The sequence below is a fragment of the Rothia sp. L_38 genome (assembly GCF_050689125.1).
In the GTDB taxonomy this organism is placed as follows: Bacteria; Actinomycetota; Actinomycetes; order Actinomycetales; family Micrococcaceae; genus Rothia.
The window spans coordinates 80,968-94,541 of sequence record NZ_JBOEQD010000012.1; the positions used below are offsets into that span (position 1 = coordinate 80,968).

The 13,574-nt window shown below is 58.7% G+C and carries 17 protein-coding genes; 4 read left to right on the forward strand and 13 right to left on the reverse strand.

Going from position 1 to position 13,574, the window contains the following annotated elements; all coding sequences use genetic code 11:
* Positions 1 to 6 precede the first annotated feature (6 nt).
* The 5 genes from ruvA to ACRCJM_RS09865 all read right to left on the reverse strand — a co-directional run bounded on the left by ruvA (position 7) and on the right by ACRCJM_RS09865 (position 4,412).
* Positions 7 to 624 (reverse strand): Holliday junction branch migration protein RuvA, encoded by a 618-nt coding sequence (gene ruvA / locus ACRCJM_RS09845; RefSeq protein WP_237193875.1) that lies wholly within the window; start codon positions 622 to 624, stop codon positions 7 to 9.
* Between the two features lie 187 nt (positions 625 to 811).
* Complete coding sequence (ruvC, locus tag ACRCJM_RS09850; RefSeq protein ID WP_237207759.1) at positions 812 to 1,483, reverse strand: crossover junction endodeoxyribonuclease RuvC; 672 nt, start codon at positions 1,481 to 1,483, stop codon at positions 812 to 814.
* 22 nt (positions 1,484 to 1,505) lie between these two features.
* Positions 1,506 to 2,264: a YebC/PmpR family DNA-binding transcriptional regulator gene (locus tag ACRCJM_RS09855; protein ID WP_431464766.1), complete on the reverse strand. Its 759-nt coding sequence runs from the start codon at positions 2,262 to 2,264 to the stop codon at positions 1,506 to 1,508.
* 61 nt (positions 2,265 to 2,325) lie between these two features.
* Entirely contained in the window at positions 2,326 to 3,105 is a 780-nt protein-coding gene (locus tag ACRCJM_RS09860) for a type 1 glutamine amidotransferase (RefSeq protein ID WP_346874623.1), read from the reverse strand.
* Positions 3,105 to 4,412, reverse strand: coding sequence for a MurT ligase domain-containing protein (locus ACRCJM_RS09865; RefSeq protein WP_431464779.1), 1,308 nt, complete (start codon positions 4,410 to 4,412; stop codon positions 3,105 to 3,107). The genes ACRCJM_RS09860 and ACRCJM_RS09865 overlap by 1 nt, the downstream gene beginning before the upstream one ends.
* 31 nt (positions 4,413 to 4,443) lie before the next feature.
* On the opposite strand from ACRCJM_RS09865, the gene ACRCJM_RS09870 reads away from it, so the two are divergent.
* Positions 4,444 to 5,433, forward strand: coding sequence for a hypothetical protein (locus ACRCJM_RS09870; protein ID WP_431464767.1), 990 nt, complete (start codon positions 4,444 to 4,446; stop codon positions 5,431 to 5,433).
* 138 nt (positions 5,434 to 5,571) lie between these two features.
* Here ACRCJM_RS09870 and ACRCJM_RS09875 read toward each other — a convergent pair whose 3' ends face one another.
* From ACRCJM_RS09875 to ACRCJM_RS09890, 4 genes are all read right to left on the reverse strand, one after another.
* Positions 5,572 to 6,117, reverse strand: a complete 546-nt coding sequence (locus tag ACRCJM_RS09875; protein ID WP_431464768.1) for an HIT family protein — start codon at positions 6,115 to 6,117, stop codon at positions 5,572 to 5,574.
* A 2-nt stretch (positions 6,118 to 6,119) separates the two neighbouring features.
* Positions 6,120 to 6,749 (reverse strand): RES family NAD+ phosphorylase, encoded by a 630-nt coding sequence (locus tag ACRCJM_RS09880; RefSeq protein ID WP_237185751.1) that lies wholly within the window; start codon positions 6,747 to 6,749, stop codon positions 6,120 to 6,122.
* Complete coding sequence (locus ACRCJM_RS09885; protein ID WP_431464769.1) at positions 6,746 to 7,270, reverse strand: hypothetical protein; 525 nt, start codon at positions 7,268 to 7,270, stop codon at positions 6,746 to 6,748. The genes ACRCJM_RS09880 and ACRCJM_RS09885 overlap by 4 nt, the downstream gene beginning before the upstream one ends.
* Positions 7,271 to 7,346: 76 nt before the next feature.
* Positions 7,347 to 8,432 (reverse strand): NADH:flavin oxidoreductase/NADH oxidase, encoded by a 1,086-nt coding sequence (locus ACRCJM_RS09890; protein WP_431464770.1) that lies wholly within the window; start codon positions 8,430 to 8,432, stop codon positions 7,347 to 7,349.
* Between the two features lie 127 nt (positions 8,433 to 8,559).
* Between ACRCJM_RS09890 and ACRCJM_RS09895 the strand changes: the two genes are divergently transcribed.
* Genes ACRCJM_RS09895 through ACRCJM_RS09905 form a run of 3 tightly spaced genes read left to right on the forward strand, consistent with a single transcriptional unit; the run spans position 8,560 to position 10,123 of the window.
* A complete protein-coding gene (locus tag ACRCJM_RS09895) occupies positions 8,560 to 9,600 on the forward strand; it encodes an NAD(P)H-dependent flavin oxidoreductase (RefSeq protein ID WP_431464771.1) in 1,041 nt (346 codons plus the stop codon).
* A gap of 27 nt (positions 9,601 to 9,627) precedes the next feature.
* Positions 9,628 to 9,801, forward strand: coding sequence for an FBP domain-containing protein (locus tag ACRCJM_RS09900; protein WP_431464780.1), 174 nt, complete (start codon positions 9,628 to 9,630; stop codon positions 9,799 to 9,801).
* On the forward strand, positions 9,785 to 10,123 hold the full coding sequence (locus tag ACRCJM_RS09905; RefSeq protein ID WP_431464781.1) for an FBP domain-containing protein: 339 nt from the start codon (positions 9,785 to 9,787) through the stop codon (positions 10,121 to 10,123). Before ACRCJM_RS09900 ends, ACRCJM_RS09905 begins: the two co-directional genes overlap by 17 nt.
* A 351-nt stretch (positions 10,124 to 10,474) precedes the next feature.
* Here the strand turns inward: ACRCJM_RS09905 and ACRCJM_RS09910 are convergent, their stop codons facing one another.
* The 4 genes from ACRCJM_RS09910 to ACRCJM_RS09925 form a co-directional block, all read right to left on the reverse strand.
* A complete protein-coding gene (locus ACRCJM_RS09910) occupies positions 10,475 to 10,744 on the reverse strand; it encodes a type II toxin-antitoxin system prevent-host-death family antitoxin (RefSeq protein ID WP_431464772.1) in 270 nt (89 codons plus the stop codon).
* Positions 10,745 to 10,844: 100 nt separating this feature from the next.
* Positions 10,845 to 12,128 carry a carboxylesterase family protein gene (locus tag ACRCJM_RS09915; protein ID WP_431464773.1) on the reverse strand — a complete coding sequence of 428 codons (1,284 nt, stop codon included), beginning with the start codon at positions 12,126 to 12,128 and terminating at the stop codon, positions 10,845 to 10,847.
* Positions 12,129 to 12,226: 98 nt separating this feature from the next.
* Entirely contained in the window at positions 12,227 to 12,742 is a 516-nt protein-coding gene (locus ACRCJM_RS09920; protein WP_431464774.1) for a hypothetical protein, read from the reverse strand.
* A gap of 27 nt (positions 12,743 to 12,769) precedes the next feature.
* Complete coding sequence (locus ACRCJM_RS09925) at positions 12,770 to 13,264, reverse strand: hypothetical protein (protein WP_431464775.1); 495 nt, start codon at positions 13,262 to 13,264, stop codon at positions 12,770 to 12,772.
* Positions 13,265 to 13,574: the final 310 nt, after the last annotated feature.

A 13,574-nucleotide genomic window follows, 5' to 3' on the forward strand; every position in this document is an offset into this window, starting at 1 on the left:
CTCTACCTATCGCCCCACCGTATTCTGGTTACCCAGCGAAGCCAGTACGGCCCGCAGAGCTTCGGCAACACCCATGGTTTCAGCCTTCGGGTTGTGCTCGATGAAGGACTCAATAGCACTCACAGCGTCCCGCTCGTTCCAGCCTAGGCTGGTCAGGGCGTCCTGCACCTGGGGCTTCCAGCTCACACCCTGGTCGATAGGTAGCTGGTCGGTAGCGCCGTCCGCCAAAATCAGCTTGCCAGCAAGCTCAAGGACGATGCGGCGCGCCCCCTTAGGGCCAATACCGGGAACCTTGGTGAAAGCCTTGTCATCACCTGTTGCTACAGCACGCTCAACCTCAGCCGGAGTATGCACACCCAACACGGCCAGGGCAATGCGCGGGCCGATACCCGACACCGACAGCATCATGTCAAAGACCTCACGCTCGGCAGGCTCAGCAAAGCCGTAGAGGGTCATGGAATCCTCACGCACAATCATGGTGGTCAGAACCGTAGCCTTCTCCCCCAGGCGCAGCTGCGAAGCTGTACGGGCATTGAGATGCACCAGCATGCCAAAACCGTTAACGTCGATAACAGCGGTCTCCAACCCCAGATGGGTCACGGTACCGGTCAGTGAGCTAATCATGAAACCAATTCTATTCGAATATATGTACTAATACAAGAAGCGTGTGTCTCGTATCTTACGGGCAAGCGGCGGACTCACGCTCGCTGCCGACCCTCTCGCGCGACTCGCTGCGCTCGTTACGCGATTCACGCCAGCCCCGAGCCAGCAGCTTCGCTGTGAGTCCACCGCTTACCCAAACAGCCCTGCCCTATCTTCGTGCCCTTGCCTCCGCCTCCATCCAGGCGCGCTGGGCGGGGGTGAGCTGCGCGTTGCGGCGCGCTGCCGCCGGGTTGGAGCCCTGGTGGGTCTGGGTGGTGGCTGCCATGTTGATGCCGGAGCCAATGCCACCGCCGCGCCAGCCGTGGCAGATAGCTAGGGCGAGGGCGTCCGCTGCGTCCGCTGGTTTGGGCATGGCGTCAAGCCCCAGAATGCGGGTGACCATGCGCCCCACCGATGCTTTGTCGGCGCGTCCGGAGCCCGTCACTGCGGCCTTCACCTCTGAGGGCGTGTGGAAGTGCACCGGCACGCCACGCGCAGCGGCAGCCGCAATCACCACGCCGGAGGCATGGGCAGTTCCGATAACGGTATTGACCTGTTCCTGGGCAAAAACTCGCTCAATGGCCAGGGCATCGGGTTGGTAGGTATCGAGCCAGGCTTCTGCGGCGCGCAGAATCTTGAGGATGCGGGCGTCCAGGCTCTCTGATGCGGCGGTACCAGCCACCCCCACATTCACGAAATGGGCCTTGCGGTTGGCCGTCATATCGACCAAACCGAAACCGCACCTGGTCAGGCCGGGGTCGACCCCCAGAATGCGGGCAGCGCCCGGAACTCGCGGGGCGGGTTCCGGGCGCTGGTGTGAGGTGCCGTGAGCCGGGGCCACGCGCTCCTCCTTTCCCTGCAGGTTATTCAGCTTCGAGCTCGGCCATGACGGCTTCGCTGATGTCTGCGTTGGAGTAAACGTTCTGCACGTCGTCCAGTTCTTCGATGGCGTCGGCAAGCTTGAGGAACTTCTTAGCACCCTCAGCGTCCAGGTCTACCTGCATGGTGGGTCGGAAGACCGGGTCGTCGTTGTTGTACTCGAGTTCAGCATCTTCCAGAGCCTTGCGGATAGCGGGCAGGTCGGTTGCCTCTGAGACAACGGTGAAAATCTCGCCATCGTCGATGACTTCTTCAGCACCGGCGTCGAGCACGGCCATGAGGACGTCGTCCTCGGTCAGTCCCTCGGTCTTAGCAACTTCGGCAACGCCCTTGCGCTCGAAGAGGAAGGCTACGGAACCGGAGTCGGCCATGGTGCCACCGTTGCGGGTAACGGCGGTACGAACCTCAGCGGCTGCGCGGTTGCGGTTGTCGGTCAGACATTCAATGTAGAGGGCGGTACCCTGGGGGCCGCGAGCCTCGTACATGATTTCGGTGTAGTCAATGGCTTCACCGGTCAGACCGGCACCGCGCTTGATAGCGCGCTCAACGTTGTCGTTGGGAACAGAGTTCTTCTTGGCCTTTGATACTGCGAGGTCGAGGGCGGGGTTACCTGCCGGGTCGGGGCCACCCATGCGAGCTGCAACTTCAATTGCCTTGATGTACTTAGCGAAGGCCTTGGCGCGCTTGGCGTCAATTGCTGCCTTCTTGTGCTTGGTTGTGGCCCATTTGGAGTGACCTGACATGATTCTCCTTATTCGTCTGGTGCGCCTGCACGCGGGCAGGCGCGATATACCTCGTACTATTCTAGCGCGGACGGGCGGACGCTGAAGCCCGTGCCTTTTCCACAAGGGTGTCGTCGATGACGACGGGGGTGAACTCACCGTACTTCTTGATAGCAGCCTGCTTGATGAGGAAGTCCGAGATGGCCGGGTTCTTGGGCAGCAGGGAGCCGTGCAGGTAGGTTCCAATGACGTTGTGGACGCGGGCGCCCTCGCCAGAATCTTCCTTATTGTTGCCCTCCCCCTTGGTCACGGTTGCCAGGGGCTTGGTGTCACCGGAGAGATAGGTGAGACCTGAGTGGTTTTCGAAACCAATGATGGTGCCAAACTCTTCGGATTCTTCAACGATATTGCCAATCAGGCGTTCTTCGCCGCCCACGGTCTTGGCGTCAAAAACACGGATACCGTTGAGGGTTACACCGCCTACGGTCTTGAACTCTTTTCCGAAGAGCTGGTAGAGGCCACAGATGACCAGCATGGGGGTACCATCTTCAGCTAGCATGCGAAGGGTTTCGGCGTTAGCCAGCAGGTCATCCTGGATGACGGACTGGCCGGAGTCCTGGCCGCCACCGCCCACGAAAATATCGCCGTCCAGGGGGAACTCGTCACCGGGGTTGTAGTCAACGATCTCTGTGGTGAAGCCATGGGCCTGGGCGCGGCGGGAGAGCGACAGGGTGTTACCCCAGTCCCCGTAGATGTTCATGTCCCTGGGGTAGAGCTGCACAATTTTCAGGCTCTTGTTGTTGCCTGTTTGGGTGATGATTTGTTCGCCCGCTTCAACCGGTGCGTTCTCAAAATCGCTCATTAGATTTCCTCCACATCGGTGATCTTTGCCAGTTCCTTACGGATAGCCAGCATGGCGGTGTAGGTGCAGAAGATCCGCATGGGGCGTCCGTCTGACTTGGCAATAAAGGTGGCCAGGGCTTCTTCTAGGTTCTCGTCGATATTCTCAACATAGACGTCGTCATGTTGCAGGCGTAGTGCCATGTCGTAGGCGCGCACGCCCGATACCATGGTGACACCCCCCTGGGTTAGCGAGTGGAAGTCTACGTCCCAGAGCCAGGAGACGTCGCGGCCGTCGGCGTAGGCGTCGTTGATGGTGATCATGGTGGCGTAATCCTTGGCATCGGCAGAGGCCAGCGACAGGCGGAAACCGCTGGGATTTTTGACCAGCAACAGCTGGAGGGTTTGGCCGTTAACGGTGAGGGTTTCACCGCGACCGAAAGCCGGCGCAATATGCTCAAGTTCAGCCAGAAGTTTAGTCTCGTTGAGAGCGTCTCCCATGACCTCGCGAGCCAGGGCTATTGCCGCAGCGGCGTTGAAGATGTTGTAGACGCCGTAGAGGTTAATAGTGCCCGCCAGTTCCTGACCGGCAAGATCAAAGGTAGCGTCGGTTCCTTTGAAGTCCTTGAGCAGGACGGACGCCGCCGGCAGCTCGGGTGCCAAAAGACCGGCGTCCGCGTGCTCAGTGCCCTCGGGGCTGGTGCGCAAATCGTCATCGGAGGGGAAGAGAGAGCGTAGCTTCTCTGATAAACCAAAGTAGCTAACCTGAGTGCCAGGCTGAATATTTTCTGCCAAAGAGCGAATGCGCGGGTCCTCGCGGTTGAGCACGACCGTGCCCGTGGTTGCACCGGCGACAGTAGCCAGCATACGGCGGGTTGTGTCAATCTCACCAAAGCGATCCAGCTGATCACGCAAGACGTTGAGCAGCAGCGCGTAGTTGGGCTTGACCTTACGCACAAAATGAACGGCGTGGGCTTCGTCCAGCTCAAGCACCGCGATGTCTGCATCCAGCTTGCCAGCCAGGTTCATCTCACCCAGAAGGGCGGCAGCTACACCGCGCACAAAGTTCGACCCGGTGCGGTTGGTAAAGACCTTCAGACCCTGGGCTTCCAACAGCTGCACCACCATCTTGGTTGTGGTCGTCTTACCGTTGGTACCGGACACCACCACAACGCCGCGGGGTAGCTTTGCCAGCTCCTCCGCCACAAAATCAGGGTGCAACTTCTCCATGACCAAGCCCGGGAAGGCAGAGCCGCCCCCGCGCAACTTGGTCGCATAACGAATGCCTTGGCCAACAAGGCGAACAACAGGTCGTGACATGGTGACTATCTTACCGGGTTTGTGTATGCTTCGAATCTGTATGACTACTTTCATGAACCAGCTCGTGACCTACCCCGAATTTATCTGGCGTGACATCACCTGGCGCGACAGGGCCCCCTACCTTAAAGTTGAGCCTCTGCTTGATGGTCAACCTAGCGGTGAGATTGAAACAATTGCCATAACCCCGGGGAGCTTCCTCGGCCTCACCACATTACCGGCCGGCGTGCTCGGTGCTGGCACCTACTGCAGCGGTTACTCGCGGGCAGCTGTCGACACCATTGGTTTTCACCAGGTTCCCTGCCCAGCTGGGAACACCATCACCAAGGGCAAGCAGTGCGACTCCTGCTTTGCCCGCGACGAGTTCGCACCCATTCACCGCATTCACCTGGGCTCCCGCATGAACGAGGCAGCTCTGGCATATGTCAACCTTGAACACTACCTCTACATTGCCACTTTTCCCGATGGCACATCTAAGGTCGGCACCGCTTCCCTGCACTCCAACCCCCGCCGTCTGGACGACCAGGCTGTTGCCGCAGCCACCTTCGTAGCCCGAGCAGACACCGGCATCATCGTGCGCCAGCTGGAAGACCTGGTCTCGCACGAGGCCAACCTCACCCAGTTCAAACGGGCCTCCACCAAATACAAGGCCTGGATTGACCCAGCCAGCACCGAGCGCCTCAAGTCTGAGCACTACATGGCCGTGGAAAACGCCACCTGGGCGCTCGAAGATGCCCAAGACACCATTGAGGGGTTTGATATCACCGCAGACCGCTGGGTGCCTTCCCTGGCAATGAGCCGGGCCTACGCGTCCTTACGGGCGGAGAACCCCGAGCCCCTTACGGCCTACCCCACCCTCACCGAGGGGGCTCACGGCTTCTATATCACCGGCGGAACCGGCAAATTCCTGACAGCCCACTTCGGCGACCCCGACCAGACCTTCCTGATCAACACCGCAGAACTCTCCAACAGAGCCTGCCGCCAGCACGGGGAGCTCACTCCCCCGGCATCCGTGCAGGAATCCCTGTTCTAGGAATATAGTCGCCATAAGGCAGCAGGCAGCAGGCAGCCAAACGCCCGCCGACCCTCTGATATCTCGCGCTGGGGCGCTCGATATCATTCACGCCAGCCCCGAGCCAGCGGGCTTACTTGGCTTTCCTGCTGCCTTCGCTTAGCAATCCCAGGCAGTACTGAGCAGTTCTCGGATCTCGTCCAGGGTCTGTGTGACCGTCTTGGTGCCTGCCACGATGGGCAGGAAGTTCGTGTCGCCGCTCCAGCGGGGCACAATGTGCTGATGCAGGTGGGCGGCGACCCCTGCCCCGCCGACCTTGCCCTGGTTCATGCCGATGTTGAAGCCGGCTGCGCGGCTCACCTCTCGCAGGATTCCCATTGCTTTCTGGGTCAGGGCTGCAATTTCGGCGGTTTCCTCCAGTGTTGCATCGTCATAGTTGGGGATGTGCCGATAGGGGCAAACCAGCAGATGCCCGGGGTTATAGGGGTAGAGGTTGAGGATAACGTAGGCATGCTCACCGCGGTGCACAATCAGCGACTCAGCGTCGTCATGGTCAGGGGCGTCGCAGAAGGGGCAGGTATTCTCGGTGTAGTCTTTCTGCCCACCTTTCACATAGGCGCGGCGGTGGGGCGTCCAGAGCCGCTGGAAGGCATCGGGCACACCGGGTAGCTCGAAATCATCGGTGGTGTAGTCGGGAATCTGCATCGCTAATCGCTCTCGGTGAAAGTAGCAAATGTATAAAGGTCTCGGGACTGTGTCGCGTAAAGCTCCAAGCCAAGACTAGTTGCGGCGTCAGCCAGGGTACTCTCAAATCTACTTGGCAATTGGGCCGCACCGGCGTCACCAAAGAGAGCTAAAGCTAAAGAGTCTCCCGGCGAAAATCGGGGCCGGTAGGTTATCGCGCCAAACCTTGCCTTATACAAGGCTTGAGCCCAGGCCTGCGGCACCTCGTAACTAGGCATGGTTGTGAGTTCTCCGGTAATCCCCAGGATAAAGGCATCATCGTGGGAAATATGCGCAGAACGCACTGAACACGGCAGAGGCAACCGCGAAATCACTCTTCCCTCGGCGAGGCTTTGGGGCAGGCGCCCGGACTGGCTGAGTCTGTTACCTAGAACCTCGCGGACGGCAGCACCCGGGTTGGTTGCGAGATAGCAGGTTCCCTGGGGTTCAGGCAGGTCAAAACGGCCCTGCATCGATGAAGAAAAATACCAGGGGTCGTACTGCTGACTGTGGGCGCGGAAAAATTCGCTACCCTTTTCGTACTCTATAGAGGGAGTCAGCGAGAGATTGGACCCAGGCATAGGACCATGCTGAGCTATTTTTTGCCGGGTCATGCTGCCTGCCACCCTGCTGCAAGAGCATGGGCTTCGGTCAAAACTGTATCGAGTCGGCCTTGATCAAGTAAATCTAAGGGAGTTACCCCGTCGAGCGGCGTGTTGAACCACTGGGCAATAGCGAATGAGTCTGCATTGCCAAAGGCTCGCAGCACCTGTTGTATATCTGCCCGTACAGTTCTGCCCTCGAACTGAAATACAGGGAAAATCGACTCACTATTTTCGATGGTCAGCCTCAGTAACTTGTGGTGTTTGACCTGCTTGCTAATGGCTGCCCGGCTGGTAACTTTGAGCAGTTTCATGGTGCTATCGAGGTCGTAGACTGGCCCGATGAGGTCGCCGTAGCCCTTGACACTGGCGCGGGCCACTAGCGACCTCATGCGGCTTTTAACATCTTCTAGATCGTCAATAGACGCCAAAAAATCAGCGGGTAGACTTTCTAGGTCACGAGTGAACTCAGCAACGAGCTGGTCGATAACAGCTTGGGCATGAGCGTCTTTGCGGTCGATGGTGTAGGACATGAGAACCTCCCTGGTTGGCTCTATGATTCTTAATCTTAAAAGCCACCGTCAACCGCGTCAACCATATGGAGGCTATCTAGCGCCGGGTGCCCCAGGCCCGGCGGTACTGGGCGGGCACGTAGTCGATATCGACCTTGAGTTCGTTCGCCCAGTGCAGGGCAAAGGCTGGGTTGCGTAGGGCTTCCCGGCCAACCAGCACCACATCGGCCTGGCCTGACCCCACAATGAACTCAGCCAGCCGCGGCGAGTTAATCATGCCAACAGCACCTACCGGAAGACCGCTCTCGTGCTTGACCTGAGCAGCCATGGGTACCTGGTAGCCCGCATAGACGTTAATTTTTGCCGGGTAGTTTCCACTGGTGGAAATATCGGCGAAGTCCACGCCGTCCTCAGCCAGCCAGCGCACCACCTGCGAGGTCTCTTCAACGGTAATGCCGCCCTCCACGAACTCTGTGGCTGACAGGCGGACGATAAGCGGCATCTCGGCGGGCATGACGTCGCGCACGGCCTGGGCAACCCTGCGGGCAAAGCGGGCCCGGTTTTCCAGGGATCCGCCGTAAGAGTCTTCTCGCTGATTCGACAGCGGTGAGAGGAACTGGGTGATGAGGTAGCCGTGGGCCCCGTGAATCTCAATGAAGTCAAAGCCGGCAGCCACCGCGCGGGTGGCAGCCGCAGCGAAGGCCTGCACGAGGTCGTCAATTTTCTCTTCGGTCAGGGCCTGCGGTTCTTTCAAGCCGGGGTAGGCAAGAGCGGACGGGGCCAGAGTGACCCAACCACCCTCGTCCTCCCCCAGAGAACCGCCCTCGTGCGGAACCAGCTCACCGGGCGTCGATGCCTTCCGCCCGGCGTGAGCAATCTGGATGCCTGCCTTAGCTCCCCCGGCGTGAATGGCGTCGACGACCGGCTTGAAGGCTTCGGTGTGGTCATCGCTCCACAGGCCTAGGCAGTAGGGGCTAATGCGGGCGGCGGGTTCAACTCCGGTCATTTCGACGATGACGGCACCGGCTCCACCCCGGGCTAGAGCCCCGTAGTGGGAAATGTGGTAGGCGGTAGGTTTGCCGTCCTTCTCTTCAACCGAGTACTGGCACATGGGCGGAACCCAGAGACGGTTACGGGTGGTCATAGAACGCAGGGTAAAGGGTTCAAAGAGGGGCGAAGTCATGTTCATTCGGCCTTTCAGGTGGTGTTGTGCACCTGTTTCAACCGGGTGCGGGGCCGAGATATTCCCGGGGTGCAGGAGCGGTGGGGGGGTAGACTTACAGGCAGCAAGGACTGACGTGAGGAGCCCCGTGTTTTCTTTCTCTGACCTCGAAATACCGCTGGTTGCCGCACCCATGGCTGGCGGGCCTTCTACGCCTGAGCTCGCTGCGGCAGTCTCAGAAGCCGGTGGACTTGGCTTTTTAGCCGGTGGCTATCTTTCTGCTGAAGCTCTTACACGTCAGATCCAGCAGATCCGGGCGCTGACCAGCCGCACTTTTGGTGTGAATCTCTTTATGCCCATCACCGATGAGCAAATACCCGAGGACGCCGGGGAGCAACTTGCGCGGTTTACCTCCGCGCTACAGCCGGTAGCGAAATACCTGGGAAGTGAGCCGGGTGAGGCACAAGCTACGGGTGAGAGCGAGTCTCAGGTTTTCACCGAGCTCATGGAGGTTGTTATCTCTCACCGTATTGCTGTGGTGACTTTTACCTTTGGCTGCCCCAGCGCCGATATGATGCAGTTGCTGCAGGAGTCCGGTTCCCTGGTAGGCGTAACCGTTACCCGCCCTCAGGACGCCCTTACCGCTGAAGAAGCTGGCGCTGATTTCCTCTGTGTGCAGGGCCCTGCCGCAGGTGGGCACCAGTCCACTTTTTCTGTGACTGATGAGCTGAATGAGTTGCCGCTACCGCGGTTACTCGAGGAGGTGCGGAGAATTTGCACTGTGCCCCTGGTAGCTGCGGGCGGAGTCCGCAACGCTGAGCAGGTGCAAAGCCTTCTCGCGTCTGGTGCGATAGCTGTTCAGCTAGGCACCATGCTCTTACTGGCAGATGAGGCTGGAACGTCAAAGCCCCATCGAAACCTGTTACAAGCCCCTGCGCGAGAAACTCAGATGACAAGGGCTTTTACTGGCCGCTATGCCCGTGCCATCCAGAATAGCTGGGTTGAGCGCTATCACGATACTGCTCCCGCTCTTTACCCGGGCGTGCATGAGGTGACGGGTCCGTTGAGGCAGGCAGCTGCCCTACGCGGTGATATTGAGTGGATTCATGCCTGGGCGGGAGAACCCTATGCGGGTGTGAGGGGCGGGCCAGCCGCAGAGATTCTACGTAACCTTGTGCCAGCGCGGTAGCCACCATCACGGGGTAAACTTGCAGGTATGCAAGAACTTACCGAAGCTGCCGTCCGCTCATCTTTTATTAACTGCTCTAAGGGCGAGGCTAAACGCCTCAACCTACCCAACCTCAAGGAGCAGAATTGGGGACGACCTGATTTTCCTCTCCTGGCTCGACCCGAAAAGCCCGCTCAAGGGCTGCCTGGTCGTAGAAAATGAGGGGCAGGTGCAGGGCGTGCTGCTGCAGAAGTCTAAGGCGCAGAGTAAGGCCGCTCAGATGTGCCAGTTCTGCCTGACTCTGCACCCGGGGTCGGGGATTTCGCTGTATACGGCGGCCCGGCCGGGCGAGTCGGGGCGACGCGGCAACACCATCGGAACCTACCTATGCTCCAATCTGGCCTGCACCGACTATGTGCGGGGCAAGAAAAAGCCGGCGGGTATTCGCCAGATGGACGAGACCCTGTCCCTCGAAGAGCGTATAGCTCGCACCCGCGATAATGCGGTCAGGTTTATTGAGCGACTGGTGGAGGGGGCCGCATAATTGGGCAGGCGCGAGGACGCGGGGTGGGCCGGGCCTTGCACGACGCCTACTTGGGAGCGGTTCGGCAGCACCTAGAAATCAGCACCTTACGGTTGGGAATTGTGGCAACTAATGCAGAGGTCGCCGAACCTTTCTGGCGGGCCATAGGCTACACCCCTAGTGGCGAGGTCAAGGACTTTTCCCAAGGTGATGTGGTTTCAACCGTTGAGGTTTTTACTCGGCCGGTCAGATAGAATAGCCTCATAAAAAGCTTGTAGGAATACTGCTACTCAAGCCATCACTGCACCGCAGGGTTTTTCGTGGCTGGCACCTTGCGAATCTCATTGACAAGGTTGGTGTCTAGTACATACATCAGAACCCAGCAGGGCGAGGCTCGAAGTTAAGACGCTCGAAGCCGAAGTCGATATCTTCTTGCATAGATATCTTTTGCAGAAACTGAGCCCCATCTGGTTGGTCTTGTTTTCCAAGCTTTCTGTAGTCCTCATAGGTCATCTGCACAAATGAGGGAGTACCCCTATCGGTGATAATGACAGGGTCTACTGAAGCTGCGCGTTTTGCCGCGCTGACATCTTGAACCAGTTGCCTTGAGGTAAGAATTGTTGAGGGTTTGATACCAGTCATAACATCCACCTTTCATGTAGGTACTTAACAACAATCATGACTTGAAGCTGAGCCGTGTCAAGGGATTCTTTCTGCTGCAGCCACTGCCCCCCTGGTTCTCTTACACCACCTCTTGCAGCCTAGCTACCTCAAACCACTCCCGGGCATACTCCCCCGTGCGGGCGAAGCCAGCCCAGATAGACCGAAGAGCCGCGCCCTGCTTCTCCTGGTTCTGCCTACTAGCCCCCGCCCACAGCCGACTACCTTCCCAAATAGGGTTATCAAAGAGCAGGGCAAGATCAGTGCAGTGGACAGACTCGAAAGGGTCCCCCGCCGCCCCCGTTGCTAGCCGGTAGGCAAGTACCTGTCCACCGGCGTCCTGATGGCGCTGGGCAAAGACCCGCGCCGGATCTGCGTACAGCCGCTGGGAAAATGAACGAATCTGCTTTTCCAGCAGAGCCCGTTGCGCTCGCCCGGCCCTACCGGTCAGCGGCGGGGTGAAGTAGCCCGATTCCCGCTCCAGGGACCCCACGAGAACCTTGAAATGGGCTGCAACAGCCCGGTAGGCGACGTCCTCGTTCTCCTCGGCAGGCAGGGGGTAGTGCCCGTAGTGGCAGCCGAAGGGCATCATGGCGCGGTCAAGCCCGAACCGGAAAGGGTTAGCCATCACATGCCGGTGGGACGCCCGCGCCCACACTTCGGCAGGTGCGTCCAGGGGTATCTGGGAGGTGACGGTCAGCAGGTGGCGGGTCATTGCGTCCTTGCCGTGAATCAGATGCAAGGGGGCGCTTTGAATGATGACCTGTTGGAAGAGATTTTCCTCCGCCACACCGTCTGCGACCATGAGGCGGGCAACCAGGTCGCCACCCGCTGACTGCCCAAAGGCGGTGACATGATCAGGGTCTCCCCCGAAACCCGCGATATGTCGGCGGACCCAGCGCAGGGCCTGGCGGGCATCGAGCAGCCCGAGATTAGCAGGACGTCCGGACGCCCCACCCATAAAGCCCAGGTAGCCCAGCCGATGCGTCACCTTGACCACGATGAGGCGGTGCTCGGTGACCAGCAGGTAGGGGTCGTAGCGTTGCCCGTCCCCGGAACCGTAGACGTAGGAGCCGCCGTGGAAGTAAACCATGACCGGCAGGCGCTCGCTGGTACGGACGTCCGCCGGGGTGACGATGGTGAGGTTTTGGCAGTCTTCGCTCATGAGTGGGGCCTGCCGCATTCCTTTTTTGCCGGGGCGGACGTGCTGGGGTGCAGCGGGGGCAGGGTCGGTGGCGGTGAAGCTGGCGGGTAGGTCGTCGAGGCTGAGCGGACGCGGCGCAGCAAACCTGGTCGCCCGCGCATAGGGAATACCGCGATAGTAGTGGGCTGCGCCGACTCTTTCACCAAGACTAGCGATGTTCATGGGAGTCCTTGTTTGTAGGAAGGTGGTTATTCCCAACCTAGCACTAAGGACAGCTCTCTTGATTTTAAGAATCTTCTACCGTGGGTTGGTTCAAAACTCTATCGCGGTAGCCTCTCATGACTGTTGCCAGGTCTTCTATGTTCATCCCCTCGGGTAGCTTCATGGCCATCGTTGAGATAGTGATAGTTGAGTTTGCTGCGCCTTCGTGGGTCACTCGGGTTAACGCGAATACCGGTTAAGGTCCAGTTATAGGCGTGTGTATCAGCGATGACTGCCCTGATTTCCTTGCCCTGTCTATCAGCAGCGATGTCTCCGATGACGCTCCACAGAATCAGGTGGTTGCCGAGGTCAAGAACCGTTGAGTGGTTGTAGAAACCCTCGGGAGTGAGAATCAGGGCGTACCTGCGGCGGCAGTAGTAGATAAAGGTGAAGATGCCGGCCACAATGCACCCCACGCCGGATGCCAGGACGCGGTGGTACCTCCAGTCCGGTGGGTTGTGGATAAACCACGCGCCCACCGCTATCCATCCCACGCCAATCAGGAAGCTCATGCCGAGCTTCTTGGGGATGCGGAGGGTGTCTTCCGCGCTCAGCATATCGACGTTTTTTGACATGTTCAGTTTAGAGGTTTTATTGCAGACCTATCGGCTGGTATTTATGGCTGCAACTTTGGCTTCACCATGCGCGAAATCTCGATAGTCCTCGATAGCTTGTATGAGATCGCGCTTTTTCATTCCAGAAGGTAGCGTGAGGTGCTGGGTCATAATGGCCTGGTTCCGCGGGTTTATGTGACGTTCTGCGTCTGCATGGGAGCTGGGGTGAATCTTGATTCCGCCTAGATCGTTGGAGACTCCACCAACAGCTTCCCAGGGAATGAGAGCCGATGATCTTGCTGAGATAGTCGTTCTGTTCAGGATTCCTTCTGCTGTGATGGCGAGGGCCTTACGACCCATGGCTAGGTAGATAGCTAGTCCAATCGCAGCGGTGGCAAAGAAGAGAGCGCCTACCCATAGCAGCACTCCAAAGAACCCCGAGCGCTCCATCGCAGATGAAGCAGAAAGAAGCGCAATGACTAGGCAGAGCACCGCATTCAGGCCAACCTTGGCTGGACTTTTCTTGGCGTAAATATCCTTCATGGTTCCTCCTCATTGAGAGCAACTTGCACCCACAATTTTACCAAGTAGCCTTACTTATCTCAAGGTGGGTAGGACTGTTCGCCAAAGAGGCTTATTCATAAGGGGTCCACACTCCAACCCCCACTAACTAGACACCCACCCGGCAGGCAATCTTGAGAATAAATCGCCAGAAATATTCTCAAACCACACCAGGAAAGACCGTTGCCCCACCAGCGCACAACCGGGCTAACAGCTACGCAAAACACCCACGCTACTACAAGCCCTGAACAACCACCTCACCTGGGGAAAACCAGGAGGCAGACCTCCAGCC

What these genes read in the sequence shown, in the direction of transcription:
- ruvA (WP_237193875.1), bottom strand. Translation starts at nt 624, where the DNA reads ATGATTAGCTCACTGACCGGTACCGTGACCCATCTGGGGTTGGAGACC.
- ACRCJM_RS09855 (WP_431464766.1), bottom strand. Translation starts at nt 2,264, where the DNA reads ATGTCAGGTCACTCCAAATGGGCCACAACCAAGCACAAGAAGGCAGCA.
- ACRCJM_RS09860 (WP_346874623.1), bottom strand. Translation starts at nt 3,105, where the DNA reads ATGAGCGATTTTGAGAACGCACCGGTTGAAGCGGGCGAACAAATCATC.
- ACRCJM_RS09870 (WP_431464767.1), top strand. Translation starts at nt 4,444, where the DNA reads ATGACTACTTTCATGAACCAGCTCGTGACCTACCCCGAATTTATCTGG.
- ACRCJM_RS09875 (WP_431464768.1), bottom strand. Translation starts at nt 6,117, where the DNA reads ATGCAGATTCCCGACTACACCACCGATGATTTCGAGCTACCCGGTGTG.
- ACRCJM_RS09880 (WP_237185751.1), bottom strand. Translation starts at nt 6,749, where the DNA reads ATGACCCGGCAAAAAATAGCTCAGCATGGTCCTATGCCTGGGTCCAAT.
- ACRCJM_RS09885 (WP_431464769.1), bottom strand. Translation starts at nt 7,270, where the DNA reads ATGTCCTACACCATCGACCGCAAAGACGCTCATGCCCAAGCTGTTATC.
- ACRCJM_RS09890 (WP_431464770.1), bottom strand. Translation starts at nt 8,432, where the DNA reads ATGACTTCGCCCCTCTTTGAACCCTTTACCCTGCGTTCTATGACCACC.
- ACRCJM_RS09900 (WP_431464780.1), top strand. Translation starts at nt 9,628, where the DNA reads ATGCAAGAACTTACCGAAGCTGCCGTCCGCTCATCTTTTATTAACTGC.
- ACRCJM_RS09910 (WP_431464772.1), bottom strand. Translation starts at nt 10,744, where the DNA reads ATGACTGGTATCAAACCCTCAACAATTCTTACCTCAAGGCAACTGGTT.
- ACRCJM_RS09915 (WP_431464773.1), bottom strand. Translation starts at nt 12,128, where the DNA reads ATGAACATCGCTAGTCTTGGTGAAAGAGTCGGCGCAGCCCACTACTAT.
- ACRCJM_RS09920 (WP_431464774.1), bottom strand. Translation starts at nt 12,742, where the DNA reads ATGTCAAAAAACGTCGATATGCTGAGCGCGGAAGACACCCTCCGCATC.
- ACRCJM_RS09925 (WP_431464775.1), bottom strand. Translation starts at nt 13,264, where the DNA reads ATGAAGGATATTTACGCCAAGAAAAGTCCAGCCAAGGTTGGCCTGAAT.